The 20,999-nt window shown below is 56.3% G+C and carries 19 protein-coding genes and 1 pseudogene; 7 read left to right on the forward strand and 13 right to left on the reverse strand.

What is annotated here, in order from left to right; genetic code table 11:
* Nucleotides 1-80 precede the first annotated feature (80 nt).
* The 3 genes from J3Q04_RS10420 to J3Q04_RS10430 are packed head-to-tail and all read right to left on the reverse strand — an operon-like array spanning nt 81 to nt 1,443.
* Nucleotides 81-587, reverse strand: coding sequence for an ABC-three component system middle component 5 (locus tag J3Q04_RS10420; protein ID WP_434606413.1), 507 nt, complete (start codon nt 585-587; stop codon nt 81-83).
* Nucleotides 581-1,153, reverse strand: a complete 573-nt coding sequence (locus J3Q04_RS10425) for an ABC-three component system protein (RefSeq protein WP_434606411.1) — start codon at nt 1,151-1,153, stop codon at nt 581-583. Before J3Q04_RS10425 ends, J3Q04_RS10420 begins: the two co-directional genes overlap by 7 nt.
* Nucleotides 1,150-1,443 carry a hypothetical protein gene (locus J3Q04_RS10430; RefSeq protein ID WP_434606409.1) on the reverse strand — a complete coding sequence of 98 codons (294 nt, stop codon included), beginning with the start codon at nt 1,441-1,443 and terminating at the stop codon, nt 1,150-1,152. The genes J3Q04_RS10425 and J3Q04_RS10430 overlap by 4 nt, the downstream gene beginning before the upstream one ends.
* Before the next feature lie 457 nt (nt 1,444-1,900).
* Between J3Q04_RS10430 and J3Q04_RS10435 the strand changes: the two genes are divergently transcribed.
* Together J3Q04_RS10435 and J3Q04_RS10440 are read left to right on the forward strand one after the other, a co-directional pair.
* The gene (locus J3Q04_RS10435; RefSeq protein WP_434606407.1) at nt 1,901-3,337 is read left to right on the forward strand and encodes an AAA family ATPase; all 1,437 of its coding nucleotides are present in this window, start codon (nt 1,901-1,903) and stop codon (nt 3,335-3,337) included.
* The gene (locus tag J3Q04_RS10440) at nt 3,334-4,185 is read left to right on the forward strand and encodes an HNH endonuclease (protein ID WP_434606405.1); all 852 of its coding nucleotides are present in this window, start codon (nt 3,334-3,336) and stop codon (nt 4,183-4,185) included. Before J3Q04_RS10435 ends, J3Q04_RS10440 begins: the two co-directional genes overlap by 4 nt.
* Before the next feature lie 74 nt (nt 4,186-4,259).
* Here the strand turns inward: J3Q04_RS10440 and J3Q04_RS10445 are convergent, their stop codons facing one another.
* From J3Q04_RS10445 to J3Q04_RS10485, 9 genes are all read right to left on the reverse strand, one after another.
* A complete protein-coding gene (locus J3Q04_RS10445; RefSeq protein WP_434606403.1) occupies nt 4,260-5,225 on the reverse strand; it encodes a hypothetical protein in 966 nt (321 codons plus the stop codon).
* 205 nt (nt 5,226-5,430) lie between these two features.
* The gene (locus J3Q04_RS10450; RefSeq protein ID WP_434606401.1) at nt 5,431-5,658 is read right to left on the reverse strand and encodes a hypothetical protein; all 228 of its coding nucleotides are present in this window, start codon (nt 5,656-5,658) and stop codon (nt 5,431-5,433) included.
* Between the two features lie 323 nt (nt 5,659-5,981).
* The gene (locus J3Q04_RS10455; protein ID WP_434606399.1) at nt 5,982-6,902 is read right to left on the reverse strand and encodes a LysR family transcriptional regulator; all 921 of its coding nucleotides are present in this window, start codon (nt 6,900-6,902) and stop codon (nt 5,982-5,984) included.
* Nucleotides 6,903-6,992: 90 nt separating this feature from the next.
* The gene (locus J3Q04_RS10460; protein ID WP_434606397.1) at nt 6,993-8,183 is read right to left on the reverse strand and encodes an MFS transporter; all 1,191 of its coding nucleotides are present in this window, start codon (nt 8,181-8,183) and stop codon (nt 6,993-6,995) included.
* Nucleotides 8,180-9,181 carry a zinc-dependent alcohol dehydrogenase family protein gene (locus tag J3Q04_RS10465; RefSeq protein WP_434606395.1) on the reverse strand — a complete coding sequence of 334 codons (1,002 nt, stop codon included), beginning with the start codon at nt 9,179-9,181 and terminating at the stop codon, nt 8,180-8,182. The genes J3Q04_RS10460 and J3Q04_RS10465 overlap by 4 nt, the downstream gene beginning before the upstream one ends.
* Before the next feature lie 78 nt (nt 9,182-9,259).
* Nucleotides 9,260-12,433, reverse strand: coding sequence for an efflux RND transporter permease subunit (locus J3Q04_RS10470; RefSeq protein WP_434611620.1), 3,174 nt, complete (start codon nt 12,431-12,433; stop codon nt 9,260-9,262).
* On the reverse strand, nt 12,433-13,599 hold the full coding sequence (locus J3Q04_RS10475; RefSeq protein WP_434606393.1) for an efflux RND transporter periplasmic adaptor subunit: 1,167 nt from the start codon (nt 13,597-13,599) through the stop codon (nt 12,433-12,435). The genes J3Q04_RS10470 and J3Q04_RS10475 overlap by 1 nt, the downstream gene beginning before the upstream one ends.
* A 26-nt stretch (nt 13,600-13,625) precedes the next feature.
* Nucleotides 13,626-14,774, reverse strand: a complete 1,149-nt coding sequence (locus J3Q04_RS10480) for an acyltransferase family protein (RefSeq protein ID WP_434606391.1) — start codon at nt 14,772-14,774, stop codon at nt 13,626-13,628.
* 179 nt (nt 14,775-14,953) lie between these two features.
* Nucleotides 14,954-16,084: a serine hydrolase domain-containing protein gene (locus J3Q04_RS10485; protein WP_434611618.1), complete on the reverse strand. Its 1,131-nt coding sequence runs from the start codon at nt 16,082-16,084 to the stop codon at nt 14,954-14,956.
* A 184-nt stretch (nt 16,085-16,268) separates the two neighbouring features.
* On the opposite strand from J3Q04_RS10485, the gene J3Q04_RS10490 reads away from it, so the two are divergent.
* The 5 genes and pseudogenes from J3Q04_RS10490 (at nt 16,269) to J3Q04_RS10510 (ending at nt 20,312) form a co-directional block, all read left to right on the forward strand.
* Complete coding sequence (locus J3Q04_RS10490) at nt 16,269-17,147, forward strand: LysR family transcriptional regulator (RefSeq protein WP_420763604.1); 879 nt, start codon at nt 16,269-16,271, stop codon at nt 17,145-17,147.
* A gap of 769 nt (nt 17,148-17,916) precedes the next feature.
* Nucleotides 17,917-18,183: pseudogene (locus tag J3Q04_RS10495) on the forward strand (Arm DNA-binding domain-containing protein); the annotation flags it as partial.
* A 273-nt stretch (nt 18,184-18,456) separates the two neighbouring features.
* Complete coding sequence (locus J3Q04_RS10500; RefSeq protein ID WP_434606387.1) at nt 18,457-19,128, forward strand: hypothetical protein; 672 nt, start codon at nt 18,457-18,459, stop codon at nt 19,126-19,128.
* Complete coding sequence (locus J3Q04_RS10505) at nt 19,121-19,828, forward strand: RES family NAD+ phosphorylase (protein WP_434606385.1); 708 nt, start codon at nt 19,121-19,123, stop codon at nt 19,826-19,828. The genes J3Q04_RS10500 and J3Q04_RS10505 overlap by 8 nt, the downstream gene beginning before the upstream one ends.
* 235 nt (nt 19,829-20,063) lie before the next feature.
* Nucleotides 20,064-20,312 carry a hypothetical protein gene (locus J3Q04_RS10510; protein WP_434606383.1) on the forward strand — a complete coding sequence of 83 codons (249 nt, stop codon included), beginning with the start codon at nt 20,064-20,066 and terminating at the stop codon, nt 20,310-20,312.
* A gap of 128 nt (nt 20,313-20,440) precedes the next feature.
* Here J3Q04_RS10510 and J3Q04_RS10515 read toward each other — a convergent pair whose 3' ends face one another.
* Complete coding sequence (locus J3Q04_RS10515; RefSeq protein ID WP_434606381.1) at nt 20,441-20,653, reverse strand: hypothetical protein; 213 nt, start codon at nt 20,651-20,653, stop codon at nt 20,441-20,443.
* Between the last annotated feature and the right edge of the window lie 346 nt (nt 20,654-20,999).

Genomic DNA, 20,999 nt, shown 5'->3' on the forward strand with positions numbered 1-20,999 from the left:
CGCCTCTGTGGAACACTGCGTCATACACCGCCTTCCCCGATCTGGTAATTATGAATCGGTTCACAAATAATGTTGAAGGCTTAGATGTCATAAATAAATTCCATTAGGCCGGAACGAGACTTGAGTCCGTTCGATCCGTAAAAAGGTGTTTCTGGTAAACCTTTTGTAATGACTGTGAATGCGTCGCTCTTCAAGAACTCATCGGTTTCAATGAGTGCAATATAACCGGGCGGAAGAGCATCTGGCTCTAACTGCATGAAGCCTTTATCGAATTCGGATTTCGATAAACAACCTTTCGCGATGAGCTCGAGTGTCGCTGCCTTTTGGAAACTCTGGAGGTCAAAAAATGTGCGAGCGGGATTTGTCAGATCTTCAAACTGATCTTGAATTTTAGCTGTTTTTGATTTGTACTTGCCGATTTCCCTTGGCCACGGTTTTATCGTCTTTAGCTGGCTAGGGAATAAGTAATAAAAATCAAGCATGCGAAACAGGGGCCAACTAATCGGCGTACTACCAGTCGCATTGAGAATTGATACTATTCTGTAAAGGCAGTGGTTTGCATCGAAGGCTGGGTGATACATCAGCATTTCGGCTTCTCCCAGATCAAGTGGCACTTCCCAGTGAGAAAATATAACATCCCTGAAATCATATACTGATCTATTGTGAAGTCTTCTGCCAAAACCTCCCGATAAATGGTATCGACGATTCCGTTGAGGATTACCCCGTCAATAACATCGTTCGGGACACCTTGTTTTATTAGCGGTCGAATGGATTCTTCGAAGCCGAAACTAATTTTTTGAAGAATGTAGAGAAATATAGCCTGCCGTCTTCGATTGAGCTGGGACTTCATTAATCTCTTCGCAAAGGCATCTTTGCGCTCGATTGCTACCTCTAGCAAATCCTCACGCCCCCCATTTTTGAGTTTTTGCTCCAGGCCGATCATCGGGGACTGAGTTTTTTGGTTTGTAAAAAAATCCAGGCGTTCGATGAAGTACATAAAATCTTCATCGTGCTCACTCAACTCTTGGATTCTTGCGAGCGCGCGAGTAATTGCAGTCGGATCTGCAGGGGGTAGGTTAATGACGTAGTTGGTGTCATCACCCACACGCACGCCGCCCTGGATGTTGGAGCCCCAAATGCTTGCTTTATTCATTTGGGCGAGTTGTTTGTGTCGTTGCCCGCCCGTACTGAACCATGAACTGTGGAACCTTTGATGTTCACGGTATTGCTTCCAGAGCGTCCTTTTGTACCGGCATTAATCAATGCCACGCATAATGCGAAGGTCACAACCACCAGAAGGCACATCAGAGCGAACTGTTCGGTATGCGTCAGATTCTTGAGGTAAGGCGAGGAGATGATTTGCGGATAAACCGTGTACCCCAACAGGCCGGCTAACGCCGCACTGCCGCAATACTTGACAGCGCTTTTCCAAAATTCGTCCATGATGAACCCAAGCTGGTAGTCAAAACGCTATCATCGTGCATCCGAGGGCTCTCGTAAAGGCACGGAACCGCGAACTCACGCAATCGGATGCAAACCGACGGCGTTAGCTTTTCTTTTTGACGTGGAGCCGCCTGCATACGTAGGCTGGTGTCGGTTTAGGTCGACGCATATGAGGGTTTTTCACGCAGTCCCGGTATCAGAATAAAGGGCCGTGAGGGATCCAGCGAGACGCCAGTTTTTGAGGGCAACTTCTGCGGTAGGGGGTACCACGAACGTGCTGCGAGGCAAGCATGAATCATATGAACCCACTACCTCAGGGGCGGGGGGCACCTAGCCTAAAGGAGACCAGGCGAAATGGATTTTTATGTGATCGGTAGGGATACGAAATTCCCTGATCGAGCAACGAATGCAACCTACCTGAAAATGGATCGATTGGAACGACTTCAGCTTCGTCACCATGTTTTACGCTGTGGCCTTCGACGAGGAAGGCGTACGCTATGAGCTTGAAAATCTAAAAATCGGATTCAAAGGGCAGGATACCTCTACCTCCACGTACTCAAAGCTTCCCGCGCACTTCACAGAGTTACCAGAGAATTTTTTCTCTCTGGGTAACAATGTCGAGTATTACACCAAAATCGCTCACATTCCGTCACAGCCTTTTAAATATGCTTATTTGGCAGGCTTGAGGGACATCGTTGCCAACCCTGAGCTTGTTGAGCAAATCACAGGTGAGCCTGTTTTTTCGACGTCTTTACTGCGGGATGTAAGTCTTAGCAGCGTTAAAGAGCAGTTTGTCCGTGTGCTTCAGGGAGGGGCTGTTCGTACGGACTACTCCTTCACGTTTGTTAAACAAAGTGATAGTGCTACTGCGGGCATCGAACTCGATTTTCAGGTTACAGCTGGCTCTACACCACTGACCAACGTACATGCCTTGATTGGACGGAACGGTATCGGCAAAACCACCATTTTGAATGGCATGATAAACGCTATCAGTAGTGGGCACGCTGGACTGGATGCTATTTTCCGGGTTAACCCTTGGGGCGGAGGAAAAACACCGATTGGTCAGGATTTTTTCAGCAGCGTTGTACTTGTTTTTTTCAGCGCATTCGATCCATTTGACCCACCACCTGAACAGCCTGATCCGGCACTGGGCACTTGTTTCTACTACATCGGGCTAAAGGCGAAAGCCACGGACGGGCATGACCTGAAGCGACGTGAGGCTCTGAAAGCTGAGTTTCTCGCCGGCTTAAGGGCTTGCCTCAAAGATAGCTACAAGCGAAATCGCTGGAAGCGGGCCATTGAAACTTTGCAGTCTGATGAAAACTTTGCAGGCATGGGTTTTCTGGGGCTTTTGTCGTTAAGCGGCGAAGAGTTTATTGCTACTTCCGAGTATCTTTTTTCAAATTTAAGCTCCGGGCACACTATCGTCTTGCTGACAATTACAAAGCTGGTTGAGCGGGTGGAAGAGAAGACGCTTGTGCTTCTGGACGAGCCGGAGAGTCACCTCCATCCGCCACTTTTGTCCGCTTTCATTAGAGCTTTGAGTGAATTGCTCTTGGAACGCAACGGTGTGGCGATCATCGCAACTCACTCACCTGTTGTTCTCCAAGAGATCCCCTCGTCGTGCGTGTGGAAGATTAACCGCTCACATCTCGTAGCAGCAGCCCATCGCCCATCTGTCGAAACCTTTGGTGAGAACGTAGGGATATTGACCCGAGAGGTCTTCGGACTGGAAGTGACATCGTCTGGCTTTCACACCCTGTTAGCTGCAGCGGTGGATCAAGATAAGGACTTTGACCAAATCTTCCTAGAGTTTAACCGACAGTTGGGCTTTGAGGCCCAGGCGATACTTCGGGCGCTTCTTGCCGACCGAGACAACGGAGCCAAGTCATGAAGCGGTTACCTTGTCCGGAATATGCTCCAGAATACTCTTACGCCACCTGTGTATCGGCAATCCTCGACGAGCCAGAACGAACCCGGATGATGGCGGGGGTGAACGATATACGAGATACGGCCATCGACTTCGTCGAGCGGGCCGCCGCCGGGGCAACCTGGGAACTACCTCCTCTCGTTGTGGCGAAAGGCGAGGATCCGGTTGTGGTCGGCGATATTCGCAAAAGTGAACTGGTTGCACTATATGAGTATTACATGGTGAGACGCCCCCTAGGGCGCGTCATTTACGATTCGATTTTAGTTGGAGCGGGGGATGAATGCCCAACCTGTGGGGGCATAGGTCATCCACGTACGCTAGATCACTACCTTCCGAAAGCTAACTACCCAAAATTGGCGGTGCTTCCTCATAATCTCATTCCTGCGTGCCGGGATTGCAACACCGACAAGGGCAACCCGCTGATCGACCACCCTCATAAACAGCTAATTCACCCGTATTTTGATCAGCCTTGCTTCTTTGATCAAACGTGGATTAGCGCATCAGTCACGCATAGCCAGCCCCACGTAATCAGCTATGCAGCAACTCCTCCAGACACCTGGTCTGAAGTGGATCGTGAACGAGCCATAAATCATTTTGAATTTTTCGGGATCGCGAAGCGCTACAGCATCGCTGCGAGTAGCGAGCTTATTTTTTTGCTGGATATGCACAGGAACTATTTCCGCAACAGACCGGCTGAGGAGTTCTCGCAATATCTACGTTCAGCGGCTGGAAGCTCGAGTGTGTTCCCTAATCACTGGCGTAAGGTAATGTATTCCGCTTTGGCAGAGGATCCTTTGTTCTGTGCTCCCTAGATGTCAAGTTGTGCGATAGGGAGCGCATAGATTCATTTTCAGACTGCTCTGTTGAATAGAATAGTTAGGGCTCCCTAATCCATTTCAAGTACGTACTGACAATGGGCACACAGCTTTTTCGATTGCATTTCATCAGCATCGTCATCAAGCTGGGTACCGCATTGCAGGCACTCGGGGGCTTTCGGGCCGTCCCCACAGATAGCGCAACGTTGTTCCTCTACAACGTATGAACTATGTTCACAGCGATCACAGAGATTCAAAGGGCCTTCACCGCCTTGAGTGGCCGCTATGTATAGATCCGCGAAATATTGCCCCGTAAGCATCGAGTCAACAACATCCCCAAACTGAGAGGTAGCTCCGCACCGGGTGCAGTGAAACGTAGTTAGTGAAAGTGTTTCGACGTTGCCTGAAGCTTTCATAAGCTTCGCTCTGCACTCAGGGCAGCTCAAATGCTCTGTTGCGCTTGCAAGAATGTCCGATGGCCAAATGACCTGGCTGAGTGACTCCAGGCATGCCTTTCGCTCCCGCTCGTAGAAGGCTTCCTGTTCGGTCAGAAATGTCCAGGTGTCTGTGCCAAGCAGAGTCACCGGACTGATGCCTAAATGAGCGGGGACGAATTGCTGTATTAGGTGAAAGCAGTTGGCAACGGTTTCTAGCAGTACCGATGTCGGTCGGCTGCTGTAGTAATGCTCTATATCATTCCTAATGGTGGTGAGTGCTTCCAGCAAGTTCCACTCGACTCCATCAACCCCTAGGCCCTTGAGCCGCGAAATTATCGTGTGAACATCGACGGTCTTTTTACCGCTGCCGACCCAAACAACTTGGCCAGCAGTATCCAAGGTAGGTGTCACTTTCTCTTTAAGAAGTGCCTCACCTGAACCTGGGGAGCTCATAGTCTGCAATTTGACCTTGAAGAGCAACAGGAGACCTGACGTCAGATTTCGAATGGATGAAAAGGCTCGGGCTTCATCGTGCTCCGCCGCTTTGAAGTCTTCTACCCCGAGTCGGATCGAAGCGACCGCGTTATCTTGCATTGACATCCCTTTCTCCCAGTTAATTAATGCCTACATGCTGACGGCAGATCGAAGCTGATTTTCCCTAGTCTCCGCTACTCATATGTCGAGAAGCCATGAGTTTTTACGGTCGTGAGGAGAAGCGCTGATGTGGCCGATAGCGCTTAACCATCTTCCGGAGGCATCCCCTCCAACGACGCTTTGAGGCCGTCGATGATCTGCCGATGCCCGGTCAGATCTGGCATTGCGTTGAAGAGCACGAAAGGCTATCGACAGCGCTGGTCAGCCCATGCTCGTGTTTGCGTACGAACGAACCGTTGCGGTACCCGATTTCGCAATAAGGAATGCCGGCTTCGATCATTTGAGAAATTGCAGACTGGGCGTAATCAACGGTGAAGTTGAAATCATTACGGTACCCACCGTCTCGCAGCGTGACATCGATAATCTTTATCTGGCTCATGAATACAGTCCCTTTATCATGTTTCGAAGGCACGCAAGTGTGCCGTTTTTTACTTCGAATAAACAGAGGCAACCAGGAGTAGCAATGTCTTGCGCAGCCGAGTACGCATAACGATATGCCAGCAAAGGCAGCGTTATTTGTCGTACGGGCAGGGGGATTTATTATTATAGGAGTCAAGCAGGTTTGGCGTTATATGAGGTCATGGTTCAAGCGAAAGTTCGTTTGCCTGACCTGATTCGATACTGGACAATCTCCTACAGGTTGTAAATAGGTTGTTTTTAACAGTGACTGTCAAAAAATTCCCAGTCGGGCCGAATCCTTGATTAACGATGTTGCCGGGCAAAACAATGAATGACGAAATCCATCATTGCCCGTATTCCAGGAGCAGTTCGCATGTCGCGATGGACCACCAGCCAGAGTTCGGCATGTAACGGCTGCTCTTCGATGGGGACCCTTTGCAAGCCGCCCGGAGCATCGGCCATGAAGACCGGTAGCAACGCGATACCAGCTCCCGCCCTGGCCGCTTCGGCCTGCACGTCGAAGGACTTGACCCTTAACACCACGGGCCTTTGGCCTGCGGCATTCTCCAGCCAGATGCGCTGAGGAGAGGGCTCCTGCTCATCGTCATGGGCAATGAATTCATAGGCTGAGGGCGCGCGTTCCTGGAGATAGGCTTGTGCAGCGAAGAAACCGAAGTCCAGGGTGCCGATCTTGCGCACGACCAGATCCGTCTCGGTCGGTCGTCCGACGCTGATTGCGATATCCGCTTCGCGCCTGGCCATGGAAGCCATGCGCGGATTGGACAGGATCCGCACGTTGATGTCAGGGCATTGTTCCCTTAACCGCCCAAGATGGGGGGCAATGAAATGCGTCGTCAAGTGCGGAGGCGAGCTAAGGGTGACATCTGCGACCTTGTCGGTTCGGATCGCGCAGACTGCTCGACTCAGGGCACAAGCGGTTTCTTGCATGCGGTTGCCCAGCTGGGCGATTCGCTCGCCGTTTTCGGTCAACTCGTACCGGTGACTTCGTCGGTCCACCAGACGCACTTTCAGTGCGGTTTCGAGGGCTGCTATCCGCCGTGAGACGGTAGCGTGCTCGACGTTCAGCGATCGCGCTGCGGCGGCCAGGGAGCGTATTCGCGCGAAGGCGATGAAGTACCGAAGGTTCTCCCAATCGAACTGGGTGCTGTCCACAGGGAAATCGACGGCCTGGGTGGCTGTGAGTGAGGTGCTGCTAACATCCATATCGTGACTCCGTCCGAGTGGTTCTGACCGATAGAAACTCCGCTGAGTTCGAGAAAGACCGTGGCTTGCCACGGTCTCCGATGAATGACTTTAGTGCAAAACCGCTTGGGTTTCCGGCGCAAGGCTTGGCTGTCGTGCCCCATACACCAATACCTTGGTCGCGATGGTCGCGGCGGCCAGCGCGCAGAAAACCAGGCCGCTGACAATGGTGCCTTCCATGCCCATGCGTGCGAGGAACCAGCCACCAGCAGTCGCACCGAGCGTCACGCCCAGATTGATGAACGAGATGTAGAGACCCGTAACGAACTCAGGCGCCTCCGGGGCTTCGGAGGTCAGCCAGACCTGGGTCACGATCAGGCCACTGGTGTGGGTGGCTCCCCACAGCACGACGATCAAAATCATCGGCATGATGTCCGGACTGGCAAAGAAATGCAGGATCAGATACGACGCCCCCAGCATGATCGGATGCATTAGCGTGGTACCCACTTTATTTTTGGATAACAAACGGCCTGCCAGCAGATTACCGGCCACACCGCCCACGCCGAACAGAATCAACATGGCGCTGATCACCTCACCGCTCATTCCGGCTTCCCGAGACAGATACTCGGCGCTGTAGGAATACACCGAAAACATTGCTCCGAAGATCAGTGTCGAGGCCAGGATATTGAGCCACAACGTCGGTTTGCGCAGGATAGCCAACTGTTCCCCATAAGGCGTCCGCTGCCCGGCAAAGGTATCGGGTAACCGGGCGATGATGCCCAGCCCGGCGATCACGTTGACTGCGGTGCAGAACAGGAAGGCCGCTTCGTAGGAAAAGCGTGCAGCGATCCAGGTGGTGATAGGCACGCCGAGCACCATGCCCATGCTGGTGCCGACAAACGCCTTGGCCGTCGCCTGAGTTGCCTGCTCCTTGGGATATAGAGAGACCACCGCGACAAATGCCAGCGAGAAATACACCGGATGAAAGAACGCCGGAATGATCCTCAGGATTGCGAGGGTTCCATAATTGGGCGCATAGGCCGACAAGGCGCTTGCACCGGCGAAAATAAACAGCGACAGGGTCAGGACCCGCTTGCGGTTGTAACGCGAAAACCACAACACCATGAAGGGACCGAACACCGCGATGATCAGGGCGAACAGTCCCACCAGATAGCCCGCCTCGGATGCGCTGACGCTGTAGCGTTCGATGATCACCGGCAAGATACCGACCACGCCGAATTCGATGGTGTAGACACCGAACAAACCCAGGGCAATGAAGAACAACGGGTTGAACATTTTCATGGCCGGTCCTCCAGCGTCACGATGACTTTGCCGAACTGCTCGCCGGCTTCCAGGTAGCGATGGGCCTCGACGATTTCATCGAAGGCAAAGGTCTTGGCGATCACAGGGGACAGGCTGCCATCGACCAGGCCGCTGGAGACGAACGCCTTGCCTTGGGCGAACAGGGCGGGGTCGTTGATGATTTCGTGTAGCAGATAGCCCCGCAGCGTGAGGATTTTACCCAACACGGTGAACAGCGGAAAAGGCGAGGGTTCGCTGCTCAGCGCACCGTATTCGATGATGATGCCGCCGCGACGGGTGGCGTCCGCCAACTGCTCGATAGCCGGCCCGCCGACAGGATCGAAGACAACCCGCACGCCATTGCCAGCGGTGATGTGCTCGATGCGCGCTACTAGGTCTTCTTGGTCGCTGACGATCACATGGACCGCACCGGCCGCCAGCAGTTTGCGCACCTTTTCTTCACCACGGGTCACTGCGATAGGAATCGCCCCTACGCGGTTGGCGATCTGGATGGCGGCCAGGCCTACGCTGCTCGAAGCCGCGGTGATGAGTACGTAGTCACCCGCGACCAGCCCGGCCACGGGCAGCAACGCGCCCCAGGCTGTGAGGTATTGCATCCAGATACCAGCAGCTTGTTCCATGCTGAGGTTGTCCGGATGACGAACCAGCATCGCCGCCGGCACTACCGCCTGCTCGGCGTAGGTGCCCCATTGGGCGATGCTCGAAGGTGGGACCAGGCTGACTGGATCACCTATTTCGAAGCCGTCTACGGCGTCGCCCACGGCTTCGACAAAACCGGCTGCTTCATAACCCAGTCGGCTGGGAAACGTCGCCTGTTCAAGATACTGGCCGCGCCTGAACATCGATTCGGCGCGGTTGAGACCGATGGCTTTCACGCGGATGCGGACCTCATCGGGGCCCGCCTGGGCGACCGGCAAGTCCTCTATCCGCAGCACTTCTGGATCACCATACTCATAAAATCGAACGACACGTGTCATGGCATTTCTCGCAAGGATTGGGAACGTTTGCAGTCTAGAGGCGCGTCCAATGCAGAAAAACGCGCTGGCGTTCCGGTGTTAACGGATATATGTGTCCGCAATGGCAATGGACTGGCCCTGGGGTAGCCGGCGGCCGACGCTGCGAACCAGCACGTAGAAGAGCGGCGTGAAAATCAGTCCGAATGCGGTCACACCCAACATGCCGAAGAACACCGCGACACCCATTGCTTGGCGCATTTCCGCCCCGGCACCGGTGGAGATCACCAGAGGAACGACGCCCATGACGAAGGCAATCGAGGTCATCAGGATCGGTCGAAGCCTCAGCTTGCTGGCCTCCCAGGCGGCGCTCAGCGGGGTTCGCCCCTGGCGCTCCAGGTCCCTGGCAAATTCGACGATCAAGATGGCGTTCTTCGACGCCAGACCCACCAGTACCATCAGGCCGATCTGAGTAAAGATGTTGTTATCACCTCCGGTCAGCCAGACGCCCGCCAAGGCCGAGAACACACCCATAGGCACGATCAGAATCACCGCCAGCGGCAGCAGAAGGCTTTCGTACAGCGCCGCCAGCACCAGGAAAACCAGCAGCGTGCTTACCGCCAATACCCAGCCGGTCGCGTTACCGGCCAGCCGCTGCTGGTAGGTCAGGTCGGTCCATTCCATGCGTATGCCCTGGGGCAGGGTTTGCCGGGCGATGCGCTCGATGGCCGCTTCGGCCTGGCCCGAGGAGTAACCGGGGGCGGACGCGCCGTTGACATCCGCCGCGGTAAAGGCGTTGTAGTGCACGACCATTTCTGGTCCGTAGCTGGGGTCCACCGACAGCAGCGTCGACAGGGGCACCATGTCGCCATAGGCATTGCGCACCTTCAAGCGGGTAATGTCTTCCGGGTTGGCCCTGAACGGCGCATCGGCCTGTGCCCGCACTTGGTAGACCCGCCCGAACAGATTGAAATCGTTGACGTATAAAGACCCCAGGTAAATCTGCAGGGTCTCGAATACGTCGGTCACCGAGACGCCGAGCTGCTTGGCTTTGACCCGGTCGAGATCGACGTCCAGTTGGGGCACGTTTATCTGGTAGCTGGAAAACAGCGGTCCCAATTCCGGCGCTTTGGCAGCCTCGGCCATGAAGGCTTTGACCGCGCTGTCCAAGGCGACATAGCCCAGGCTCGCCCGGTCCTCGATCTGCAGTTTGAAACCACCAAGCGTTCCCAGGCCCAGTACGGGCGGCGGCGGGAAGACAGCCGTGAACGACTGCGCGATCCTGCTGAACTCGCCATTGAGATCCGCCGCTATCTGGTTCGCCCCCAGCGCCTCGCTGGAGCGTTCGGCGAAGGGTTTGAGGATCACGAAAATGATCCCTGAGCTGGAGGAGTTCATCAGGCCGTTGACGGACATGCCGGGGAATTCGAGGGTATGGGCAACGCCGGGATGCTTGAGCGCGATGTCGTTCATTTGCTGGATGACCTGCTCGGTGCGATCTAGCGAGGCACCAGCGGGCAATTGGGCGAAACCCACCAGGAACTCCTTGTCCTGGGCCGGGACGAAGCCCGTCGGCAGAGTGTGGCTGAGCCATGCGCAGGCGCACAGCAGAACGCCGAATAACGCGAACGTCCTGCCTTTGTGCGCCAGGACACCGCGCACGCCGGCGCCATAACGGTCCTCGGCCTGCTTGAACCGACGATTGAAACCCTTGAAAAAGCGCCCCATGACTTTGTCGATGCAGCGCTCCAGTGGATCCTTCGGCGCGCCGTGTGGTTTGAGCAGCAGTGCGCAGAGGGCCGGGGAAAGGGTCAGCGAATTGAACGCCGAAATCACCGTGGAAATAGCAATGGTCAAGGCGAACTGGCGGTAGAACCCGCCGGAGAGACCGGGCATGAACGCCAACGGAATGAACACGCAAACCAGCGTCAGGGTGATGGCAATGATGGGTTTGCTGACTTCCGCCATCGCTCGGTGAGTCGCCTGGTGAGGTGACAATCCCTGGCTGATATTGCGTTCGACGTTTTCCACCACCACGATCGCGTCGTCCACGACGATGCCGATCGCCAATACCAGGCCGAACAGTGACAAGGCGTTGATGGAAAAACCGAACGCCAGCAAGAACGCCAGCGTGCCGACAATGGAGATTGGCACAGCGAGCAGTGGAATGACTGAGGCGCGCCAGGTTTGCAGGAACACGATGACCACCAGCACGACCAGCACGATGGCTTCGAACAGGGTGCTGATGACCGCATCGATGCTGGAACGAACGAACTGGGTCGGGTCGAAGACGATTTTGTAATCGACGCCTGCCGGCATATCGGCCTTGGCTTCAGCCATGATCTGTCTGGCACGGGCAGAGATGTCCAGCGCATTGCCGCCTGCCATCTGGAAGACGCCGAAGCCCACCGCCGGCTGCCCGTCCACCAGCGAGCGAAGCGCGTAGGTAGAAGCTGCCAATTCGATCCGGGCCACATCGCGCAAATACGTCACGCCCCCGTCCGGCACCGTCTTGACGACGATGTTGCCGAATTCCTCTTCGGTTTTCAGCCGCCCCTGGGCATTGACCGAGAGCTGCAGCGGGACGCCGGCGCGCATAGGTGAAGCGCCTATGACGCCGGCCGCGACCTGGATGTTTTGCTCCCGGATGGCCTGAACCACCTCGCCGGCGGTGAGACCTCGCTGCACCACGCTGTCGGGGTCGATCCAGATACGCATGGCGTAATCGCCGCCGCCCCAGATTCGCACTTCGCCGACGCCCGGGATGCGTTCGAGCTGGCTCTTGATGTTCAGGATGCCGTAGTTGCGCAGGTAGTTGGCGTCGTATTCGTTGTTGGGTGACACTAGGTGAATCGCCAGGGTCTGGGTCGATGACGACTTGCTGGTGGTCACCCCCAGATTCAACACGTCGGCCGGCAGGCGCGGGAGCGCTTCGGAGACGCGGTTCTGCACCAGTTGCTGAGCCTTGTCGGGGTCGGTGCCCAAGGCGAACGTCACGTTGATCGCCAAGGTGCCATCGCTGTTGGCCTGGGATTGCATGTACAGCATGCCTTCCACGCCGTTGATGCGCTCTTCAAGCGGCGCGGCGACGCTTTCCGCCACCACCTTGGGGTTGGCGCCCGGGTATTGGGCGTTCACCAAGATCAACGGCGGCACGACATCGGGGTACTCCGACACCGGCAGTCGCGCCAGCGAGAGCATGCCGGCCAACAGTACAAGGGCGCTGAGGACACCGGAAAAAATCGGACGGTCGATGAAGAATCCGGAAATGTTCATCATTGTTGCGCCTGTGGTTGTGACGGCGCGAGTACCGGAGCAACCTGGCTGCCCGGCGTCGCCAGGTGCAAGGAACTCACGACAACCTGCTCCTCGGGCGCGATGCCCTGGTCAATGACACGTAGCGCACCCTGGCGTATCCCGGGCTTGACCTGGCGATACTGGACGCGACCCTCGGCATCGACCACCAGCACGTACTTTTTGTCCTGGTCGGTGCCGATGGCGCTGTCTTCCACCAAGGTCGCGGAGCGGCTGGCACTGCCTGGCAGCAGGACCCTGGCAAACAGGCCCGGGCGCAGCTCCCCGTTGCTGTTGTCGAAAGTGGCCCTTACCCGAATAGTGGCCGACCGGGTATCCAGCCGGTTGTCCAGGGAACTCAGGTTGCCTTTGCGTGGGTATCCCTCTTCGTGGGCCAATCCGAGCATGACCGGGACCGGGTCGCCCGCCGGACGGTTGCCCAGGTAGCGCAGGAAGGTTTGCTCATCCACGTCGAAGTCGGCATAGATCGGCGAGATCGACACTAGGTTTGTCAGCGCCGTAGAGCGTTCCCCCACGTCGACGATGTTGCCCGGTGTCACCTCTACCCGTGAAGCCCGGCCGTCAAATGGCGCGAGGATGCGGGTATGCTCGAGATCGAGCCGGGCCAGCTCGACCCTGGCCAGGGCTTCGTTCACCCTGGCCTGGGCTTCGTTGGCGCTTTGTATGCGCTTGTCCAGGTCGGTTTTCGCGATGGCATTGCTGGTGATCAAATGCTCGTAGCGCTGCAGCTCTTTTTGCGCAAACAGGCTCATCGACCGGGCAGCCACCAACGCGGCTTGGGCTTGTTGCAGCGTGGCGGCATAAGGGCGGGGGTCGATCTCGAACATCAGGTCGCCTTTGCGCAGCAGCGCGCCGTCCTTGAAATGCACGCTGACGAGGGTGCCCGCCACCAGGGGCTTGATCACCACGGTGTCGGTGGCGACCAGGCGGCCGGTGTAGCTCTGCCAGTCGATAACATCACGCGTGACGGCAGTCATCACTTGCACCTGGGGCAGCGGCGCGGGGGCGGTTTTTGCCTGGGCAACCGGGGCCCGCATGCTGATAGCAAAGCCGGCAAGTCCCGCTAGCACCAATACACCCAGCGCCCAAACGGGCACGCTGGTCAACCTGCGAATTAACGATGACATGGCAAGCATCCTTTCTATGTAAAAAATCAGACTTGAGGGACACTCAATGGCCGTTCCATCGGCTTGGCCTTGCCCCAACGTTGCATGGCGGGCCGCTCAACAAAGGCGAAGAGCAGCCAGCCGCCTAGTAGCGACAGGCAGAACGTGGCGGCAAGAATGAAAGAGGCCGGCACAACGGAAAAACGTTGGCCGTCCAACAGCGAGGTCAGGCCCATCATGATCAGCAAATGGATCATGTAAAACCCGAACGAAATCTCCCCCAGCCACACCATCAGCGGATGACGAAACCAGGACTTTCGTTGCGCCATATCCGCGGCGGCCAGGCTGGTAATCAGGAGGGCGATCGGGATGACGGTAGTGAGTGACAGGCTATAGATGAAGGGCATTTCTCCTGCGAGGAAGTAAGCCGCTGCCGCCAACGTCAGGGCCGGAGCGACCGGGATAGCAACCCAGCGCCCCGTCATCAGGATCCGCGCCATCAGCATGCCGAGAACGAATTCGAACAGCCGCAGCGGCGGAAAGTAATAAGCCAGCCACCACTGGTTCAGGGATATTGGGTACTCGGCGATCTGCGGCGTACCGTTGACAAACTTGGCGATGAACCAGTGGGTCGCAGCCATCGCGCAGACTGTCAGGCCGGCAGTCAGCCAGAGTCGGTCCTCTGCAACCTTCCACAACGCGCGCAAGAGAAACGGGAACGCCAAGTAGAAAACCAATTCACAACACAGCGACCAGGATGGCCCGTTGACGCTTAGGAACACTGATATGTCCGGCACCCACGCATGGACCAGCAGCAAGTTGGGCAACCAGGCGCTGACCACCGTCAGTGGTACGGCGAACAAGATCATCGCCAGGACAAAGGTGACCAGATGGTTGGGGTAGATCTTCACCAGGCGTCGGCGCCAGAACGCCCCTAGCGTATCGTTCCTGCGAGCGGACCAGGTGATGACGAAACCACTGAGCACGAAAAAAAACGAGACCCCAAGCCAGCCACCCACACTGAATAAGCGCTGGAAACCGGCGACAATCTGTGGGTCTGCATACGGATTGAATCCGATGATTTTCGTCAGTGAGGCGTGAAAGAAAAACACCAAGGTCGCGGCGACAAATCGAAACCCCGTCAGGGAGTCCAGGCGTACGTTGGCGTAGTTGTGGTAGAGGCGTGAATGCGTCATGAGTCGATACCTTTCAATAAAGATCCGCAGCACTGTCGGGAGCCGAAGTGCCTGGTCAATTCCGTGGGGCAGGTAGCCAAGACAAAGCTGAACAACTCAAACTGCATTCGCATGAAGGCCGGCTCTCAAGCCGGTCTTCTCATGATGGACTCCTTATCGCGGCAACAGATTTGCCTCATTCAAGCGCCGTATACGGCGTTGCACAGATCGACCGTAAACTGTCCGAACATCCCCTCGAAGGCGGTGTTGGTAAACGCCACCACGGAGATCTGCTGCGCCGGATCGACAAACCAGGAATGACCAAAAGCCCCACCCAGGCGCCAGGTCCCGACGGACTCCGGCGCTTGTGCCGCTTGCGGGTCAGTCATCACCGTGAATCCGAGGCCGAAGCCACGGCCAGGCCAGTTGGCGAGTTCCAGGTTGCCGGTCTGGACGGTTCCCATTTCTTTTGCCAGGCTCGCCGGCATGAGCGGGCCACCACCCTGGCGCAAGGTTTCGAGCAAGGTCAGGAATTCTTCGGCGGAGCCGATCATCCCTGAGCCTCCCGAATGGTAGGCATTGCTGTCGAGGGCCCGATCCGCGTCCATCCGGATGCCGGCGGTGTTCTCGAAAACCTCGATCACTTCGACACCATTCATACGACGTGGCTCGGGATCGGCATTGAGATAGGCGGCCGTCAGGCGGGAAGTGTCGACGACATTGAAACGGGTATCGGACAGACCGAGTGGCTCGCACACAAGTTGATTGACTGCATCGGCCAGACTGGTCCCGCATACCTTGGCGATAAGCGCGCCCAACACATCAGTGGCAATTGAATACCCCCAATCGGTGCCAGGACGATAGAGCAGCGGCGCCGTCGCCAGTCGCCGAATGTTTTCCTCCAGGGTCACCGGCGCATTTTCCAGCCCGTCACACACTCCGGCCTGTGCATAGGCGCCGCCGCCCGTGCCTTCGAGAAAACCGTAACCAAGGCCCGCTGTATGGCTAAGCAACTGGCGCACGCTGATGGATACGCCAGTGCCGTCCGCCAAGGTTGGTTGAAACCCCGGTAGCCAGCGAGCGATAGGATCATCCAGGCCAATGCGGCCTTGGGCGACCAAGGCCAGGGCGGCGGCCGAGGTGATAGGTTTGGTCACCGAGGAGAGCCGGAACAAGGCGTCGGTGCGCATCGGCAGGCCAGCCTCTCGGTCGGCCAGGCCCACGGCCTTGCGATAAGTGATTTCGCCGCGACGAGCAACCAGCGCCACGGCCCCCACCAGGCGTTTTTCTTCGATGGCGCTGTTCAGGGCAGCGTCGATTCGCACCTGCATGGGGTCGGTGGCGATAGCGCTGGAGAGTAGGATGGTTTCTTTGGCGGTCATGTTCGCGATTCCCCTGCTGTAATGGACGTCGCCATGCTAGGTCGCAGACGGCAGGGGAAACAGAGGCTAGAATTCCGGACACACCGGACGTTTCGTTCCGCAATTCAAGGCGCAAGAAACTCAAGGAGAGAGCGTGGACAACCTCAGCGGAATCTCGGTTTTCGTCCAGGTCGCCGAAACGCGCAGTTTTGTCGCGGCCGGACGGCTATTAGGCGTGTCTTCATCGGCGATCGGCAAAAGCGTCGCGCGCCTGGAACAGCGCCTGGGCGTCAGGCTGTTTCATCGCAGCACCCGCAGCATCAACCTGACGGCGGAGGGCATGCTTTTCCTGAACCGCTGCCAGCGCGTGCTCAATGAACTGGAAGCAGCAGAGCTGGAATTGTCGAGCACCAGCAGCGAACCGCGCGGCAAGCTGCGGGTGAGCCTGCCCTTGGCCGGGCAGTTCCTGTTCACATTGTTGTCCAGCTTTGCCAAGCGATACCCAGACATTCATCTGGAATTGGATTTCAGCGATCGCCTGGTGGATGTCGTGGAGGAGGGCTTCGATGCGGTGGTCAGGACCGGTGAGTTGAATGACTCTCGCCTGGTGGCGCGGCGATTGGGCGCTTTCCGTTTCCTGCTGGTGGGCGCCCCGGCCTATTTCCAGGCCCAGGGGACGCCGGTGGACGCCAGCGACTTGAGCAACCATGACTGCCTGTTATACCGGGTGCCTTCCACCGGAAAGCTTGAGCGCTGGCCGCTACCGGATAAGTCCCACAACGGCACGCAGGACCTGCGGGCCGTGCTGGTCTGCAACAACATCGACATGCTTTTCAACGCCGCCATGGAAGGGCGGGGCATTGCCTGCCTGCCGGAATTTGCCGTCAAGGAGGCCCTCGAGTCCGGGGCGCTGCAGGCCGTGCTGACCCAAGAGGTGACCCGCACCATTCACTTCAGTGTGCTGTGGCCGCCGAATCGCTTTATCACGCCCAAGCTGCGCTGTTTCGTGGATTTCATTTCTTTGCATATGTGAGGGGAGGGCGGCGCGGGGCAATGGATGTACAGAATCTGCGCCAGGCGCCGGGAGCCTTTCCGGTGGATATCAGCACGTGTACTGCGATAGCGCTGTTTCGAGTTGCTCGCGGACATGACAGCGAAGGTGCGCGGGCGACACCACTTGCAGATAACCTGCTTTCTGCCGTACGCGCCATTGCTAATACAAGTGACGGCAACATCAAAGACTTAGCGGGTCTGGTTGTGGAGAAATGGCGGGCGCGGCTTGCGCTACACCTCCGCGTTCAATTCGCGCTGACTCAGTATCCCTAGTGGGAACTGAGCTGCTGCTATAGGCAAACATCATCTACTGATAATCTTGCCCATTGATGCCATCAGTTTGATGAACGCTTGTCCGGCTGGCTACGAAAGAAGCTCAATCGCTTGGTTTGGAACCGCTCCAATTGCCTCTTGATACGCTGTGAAACAAGTCCAGAATCAAGTCTTTTCCTGCTCCGGCAAGAAAAGAAACCCCTTAGATTTCAAAGGGTCGGAAGCCAGGTGCGAGTCTCGTTTCCCGATCCAATTATTTTTCTATAGACTTCCATTGAAGTATGTAGAAACCAAAAAAAGAGGCTTCGGCCTCTTTTTTAGTTCCAGTAAAGTCCACTCTGATACATCAATGTCCACGATTTTTTAGTGCATTTTTTAGTACATCAATTCGACGCTTGGTAAATCAGTTTTTATAGCTACTGGGCACTCCGAAAACGGTACAACCCTCCTTCATCCATATGAGTGGAGTTAGTACAATGGTCCTTACCAATACGGCGGTCCGACACGCCAGGCCTCGCGCCAAAAACTACACCCTCCCTGACTTTGATGGCCTTGCGCTTTTCGTCAATACGAAAGGCACCAAAAGCTGGCACTTCCGTTTTTCTTGGGCGGGCAAACAGCCTCGTATTTCGCTCGGTACTTATCCTGAAATAGGCCTACGCGATGCTCGCGCTCTACGTGATATCGCCAGGGCGCTGGTCGCGAAGGGTCTCGATCCCCGCGATCAGCGACGCCTTGAGCGCAATGCCAAACGATGTGATGCAGATCTTCAGCCTTAGGGAGGGGCGGGACCGCCCGTTCTGACGTCGTGGACTGCTGGAAATTCAAGCAGTGCTGAACTGGGTTGTGCCGACTCTCGGTCCACCATTGCTGGTCTTTAGCGCGCTCGCCCGATGGCATGGCGTGCACCCCTCAAACCTACCTATGCATCCAGATGAATGGAGCTTAGGCTGGAGCTAGGGTTATCGAGACTATGTTACGATTAAATAATGTAGATAACTAGTGAGGAGATTTCCATGAGCGTTACAGAGCAGTCGGGTGTCTCCACCTTGGTCGGTACGCCTAAGGAGGCTCGGGCGAGCTTAAGCCGCTCGCATGCGGACCGAGTACTGGTCGTGTCTTTTGATCAGGTCAACCTCAGCGTATTTGAGGCGTTGGCGGAAAACTTCGCCAATGTGGCTTCTTCGATGTACGAGGTGCTGCAGGAGCGTCAGGACCCGAAGTCGCTGGAGCGACTGGCCGAGGTGTTTGTAACGCGTAAGCCGCCTTCGCCTCGCTTGCTCAAGGAAGCGGCAATGCTGGTACAGGCCCGCAAAGCGGTGTTGGAAAGCGGTGACTGGTTGACCTCCGCAGACATCGCCCAGGTGGCCCAGTTGAGTACTAGAAACGCGAGTGCCCAGCCCAACAAATGGAAAAAGCAGGGGCAGATCTTTGCCATCAGTCACAGTGGGGTCGACTATTTCCCTGGTTATGGCTTGGATCCGGATGCGGGCTATCGGCCGTTCAAGGCATTAGCCAAAGTTATTGAGGCTTTCGCTGACCACAAGGACGGCTGGGGTATGGCTTACTGGTTCCGCTCAGATAACAGTTTTCTGGGGGGGAAAAAGCCCCAGGACCTGTTGGCATCGGCGCCTGATCGGGTGATTGCTGCCGCACTGGATGAGATCCAGGGCATTGCCCATGGCTAAGCAGCGTACCGAGTCCAGTGAGGGTAGGGCGACGCCTCCCACGGATTTGGCGGCGTCCGTTACCCCAGTGCCTGCGGCTACGTTGCACGTCACTTTCACCGTGATCGCCAAAGGCGACGTGCTCCATCGTGTGCACCAGGATAAATATCAGCCGGATCAATTCAATCCCGGTGTGCACGGCAACGCCCGCTTTAGTCCGATCCAGGATGATCAGGGGCGGGCGATTCCCACCTTGTATGGCGGCACAACAGTTGAGTGCGCCTTGATGGAGACCGTCTTCCACGACGTTCCCCATACGGCTGGGTTTAAGAGCTTCGACAAAGGCAAGCTGACTGAACAGGTGCATTCTGCCGTCCAGGTTAGCCAACCGCTGCACCTGGTTGACCTGTCCAGCGTGCCACTGCGGAAACTGGGCATCACGCGCAAACAATTGATCGACACTGAGAAAGATCAATATCCTGCGACGCGCAAATGGGCCGAGGCAATCCACCGTCAGTGTCCAGATGCCCAAGGGCTGTCTTGGGTGTCACGGCAAGATGATTCGGCACGTGCGGTGGTGCTCTTCGGTGATCGTATTCCTGACGGTGCGCTCCACTCGCAGGGGACGTCACGTAGCTTGACCGGCGACTCGACTGTGTTCGACACGGTGCTCAATCTGGCAGAGCGGATTGGGGTCGTTATCATTGCGGGAAAAAGCTGAGTCATAGTGGCCGAACAGTACCCCTAAAATTCGTTCTCTAAAGCCGGAATTGCCATTCATTAGAACTCGCTGAGAAGGGCGGGCTTCGGTGGGGTGTCGGGGGTTCCGTAGAAGGTTTATGCAGCGTCGACGGCCAAATACGTCTTGCGTGCATCCCAAGGAGGGGCGGTGCTTGTCCCTGAACTGAGAAATGACACGATGGCTGGCTCCGTGCTGGCCTTAAGCGGAGCTCGTTATGATCGCCAACCAACCGATGAATGATGAACTGGTGAGCCGGCTGGAAGAAAAAATTCCAGCCATGGTGAAAGTCGCGATCAAAGCTGCTTATATCAATACGCTGGCGGCCGGACTCAGCGTGATGGAAATCAGAGGTGGCATGCTCGTTGAAACAACGGCCAATGGTCCGCACACGGTTATTCGGATGGCCAAGCCCAAGCATAAGGTAGCTTCGGGTAGGATTATCAAGGTGCGCTACCTTCCATAGCGAGAAGTTGAGCGCCTGTATCTTAACGACGTCGCTGCGCAGCGCGCGGGAGTTCTGACACTTCGGCGAGTCCAGTCTTCCTGCTATGCAGGATAACCGCCAAGCTCGCCATCGCATGGGCCGTTAAATCAGTGACCCTGGGTTCTCAGCTTAGCCAAGCCCTGTTTGATGTGTCCGGCGTTCTCTCCGATGGTCTGAAGTGCACCTAAAACGTTGGCGCCAATTTTTGTTGCGCCTTGGTCTTCTACCTTCAAGGTCAGCTCCATCACCGCGGCCTCCAAGGCGAGCTGATTTTGGTACAGCCGCTCGAGAACATCAGAAAGTGCATATTCGCTGGGCATTGTTTCGACTCCAATCGAGGACTCAAGAGCGTAGCAGCGGAAGGGCGAAAACCAAAGGGCGGTTGAGTAAGCGAGTACTTGCTGAGATCCAGTAGCAGCAATCGGCCGATTGTGTTGGAAAAGTCGACCCGGCCTGACTACCCATGCATTGAGCGGTGAAAGCGCCTTTTTTGCACGCCGCTACGTCAAATCTGACCCCTGAACCTTCTGCGCAAGACACGGATTTCAATCTCAAACGCGCACTTTTTCTGCCGTGGAAACCGAAGCCGACTTTTTCAACACAATCGGCCAATACCAGACGGTCACGAGACCACCCCGCAGGGTATAAGCGATACTTCGCGAACAT

Origin of the sequence: Pseudomonas sp. D4-21 (assembly GCF_051132125.1) — a bacterium.
Taxonomy (GTDB): domain Bacteria; phylum Pseudomonadota; class Gammaproteobacteria; order Pseudomonadales; family Pseudomonadaceae; genus Aquipseudomonas.

Excerpts from the sequence above, each read along its gene's own strand:
- J3Q04_RS10430 (WP_434606409.1), bottom strand. The coding sequence starts at position 1,443 with ATGGACGAATTTTGGAAAAGCGCTGTCAAGTATTGCGGCAGTGCGGCG.
- J3Q04_RS10455 (WP_434606399.1), bottom strand. The coding sequence starts at position 6,902 with ATGGATGTTAGCAGCACCTCACTCACAGCCACCCAGGCCGTCGATTTC.
- J3Q04_RS10435 (WP_434606407.1), top strand. The coding sequence starts at position 1,901 with ATGTTTTACGCTGTGGCCTTCGACGAGGAAGGCGTACGCTATGAGCTT.
- J3Q04_RS10440 (WP_434606405.1), top strand. The coding sequence starts at position 3,334 with ATGAAGCGGTTACCTTGTCCGGAATATGCTCCAGAATACTCTTACGCC.
- J3Q04_RS10485 (WP_434611618.1), bottom strand. The coding sequence starts at position 16,084 with ATGCAGGTGCGAATCGACGCTGCCCTGAACAGCGCCATCGAAGAAAAA.
- J3Q04_RS10500 (WP_434606387.1), top strand. The coding sequence starts at position 18,457 with ATGAGCGTTACAGAGCAGTCGGGTGTCTCCACCTTGGTCGGTACGCCT.
- J3Q04_RS10510 (WP_434606383.1), top strand. The coding sequence starts at position 20,064 with ATGATCGCCAACCAACCGATGAATGATGAACTGGTGAGCCGGCTGGAA.
- J3Q04_RS10505 (WP_434606385.1), top strand. The coding sequence starts at position 19,121 with ATGGCTAAGCAGCGTACCGAGTCCAGTGAGGGTAGGGCGACGCCTCCC.
- J3Q04_RS10445 (WP_434606403.1), bottom strand. The coding sequence starts at position 5,225 with ATGTCAATGCAAGATAACGCGGTCGCTTCGATCCGACTCGGGGTAGAA.
- J3Q04_RS10465 (WP_434606395.1), bottom strand. The coding sequence starts at position 9,181 with ATGACACGTGTCGTTCGATTTTATGAGTATGGTGATCCAGAAGTGCTG.
- J3Q04_RS10460 (WP_434606397.1), bottom strand. The coding sequence starts at position 8,183 with ATGAAAATGTTCAACCCGTTGTTCTTCATTGCCCTGGGTTTGTTCGGT.
- J3Q04_RS10450 (WP_434606401.1), bottom strand. The coding sequence starts at position 5,658 with ATGAGCCAGATAAAGATTATCGATGTCACGCTGCGAGACGGTGGGTAC.
- J3Q04_RS10470 (WP_434611620.1), bottom strand. The coding sequence starts at position 12,433 with ATGAACATTTCCGGATTCTTCATCGACCGTCCGATTTTTTCCGGTGTC.
- J3Q04_RS10425 (WP_434606411.1), bottom strand. The coding sequence starts at position 1,153 with ATGAATAAAGCAAGCATTTGGGGCTCCAACATCCAGGGCGGCGTGCGT.
- J3Q04_RS10515 (WP_434606381.1), bottom strand. The coding sequence starts at position 20,653 with ATGCCCAGCGAATATGCACTTTCTGATGTTCTCGAGCGGCTGTACCAA.
- J3Q04_RS10475 (WP_434606393.1), bottom strand. The coding sequence starts at position 13,599 with ATGTCATCGTTAATTCGCAGGTTGACCAGCGTGCCCGTTTGGGCGCTG.
- J3Q04_RS10420 (WP_434606413.1), bottom strand. The coding sequence starts at position 587 with ATGCTGATGTATCACCCAGCCTTCGATGCAAACCACTGCCTTTACAGA.
- J3Q04_RS10480 (WP_434606391.1), bottom strand. The coding sequence starts at position 14,774 with ATGACGCATTCACGCCTCTACCACAACTACGCCAACGTACGCCTGGAC.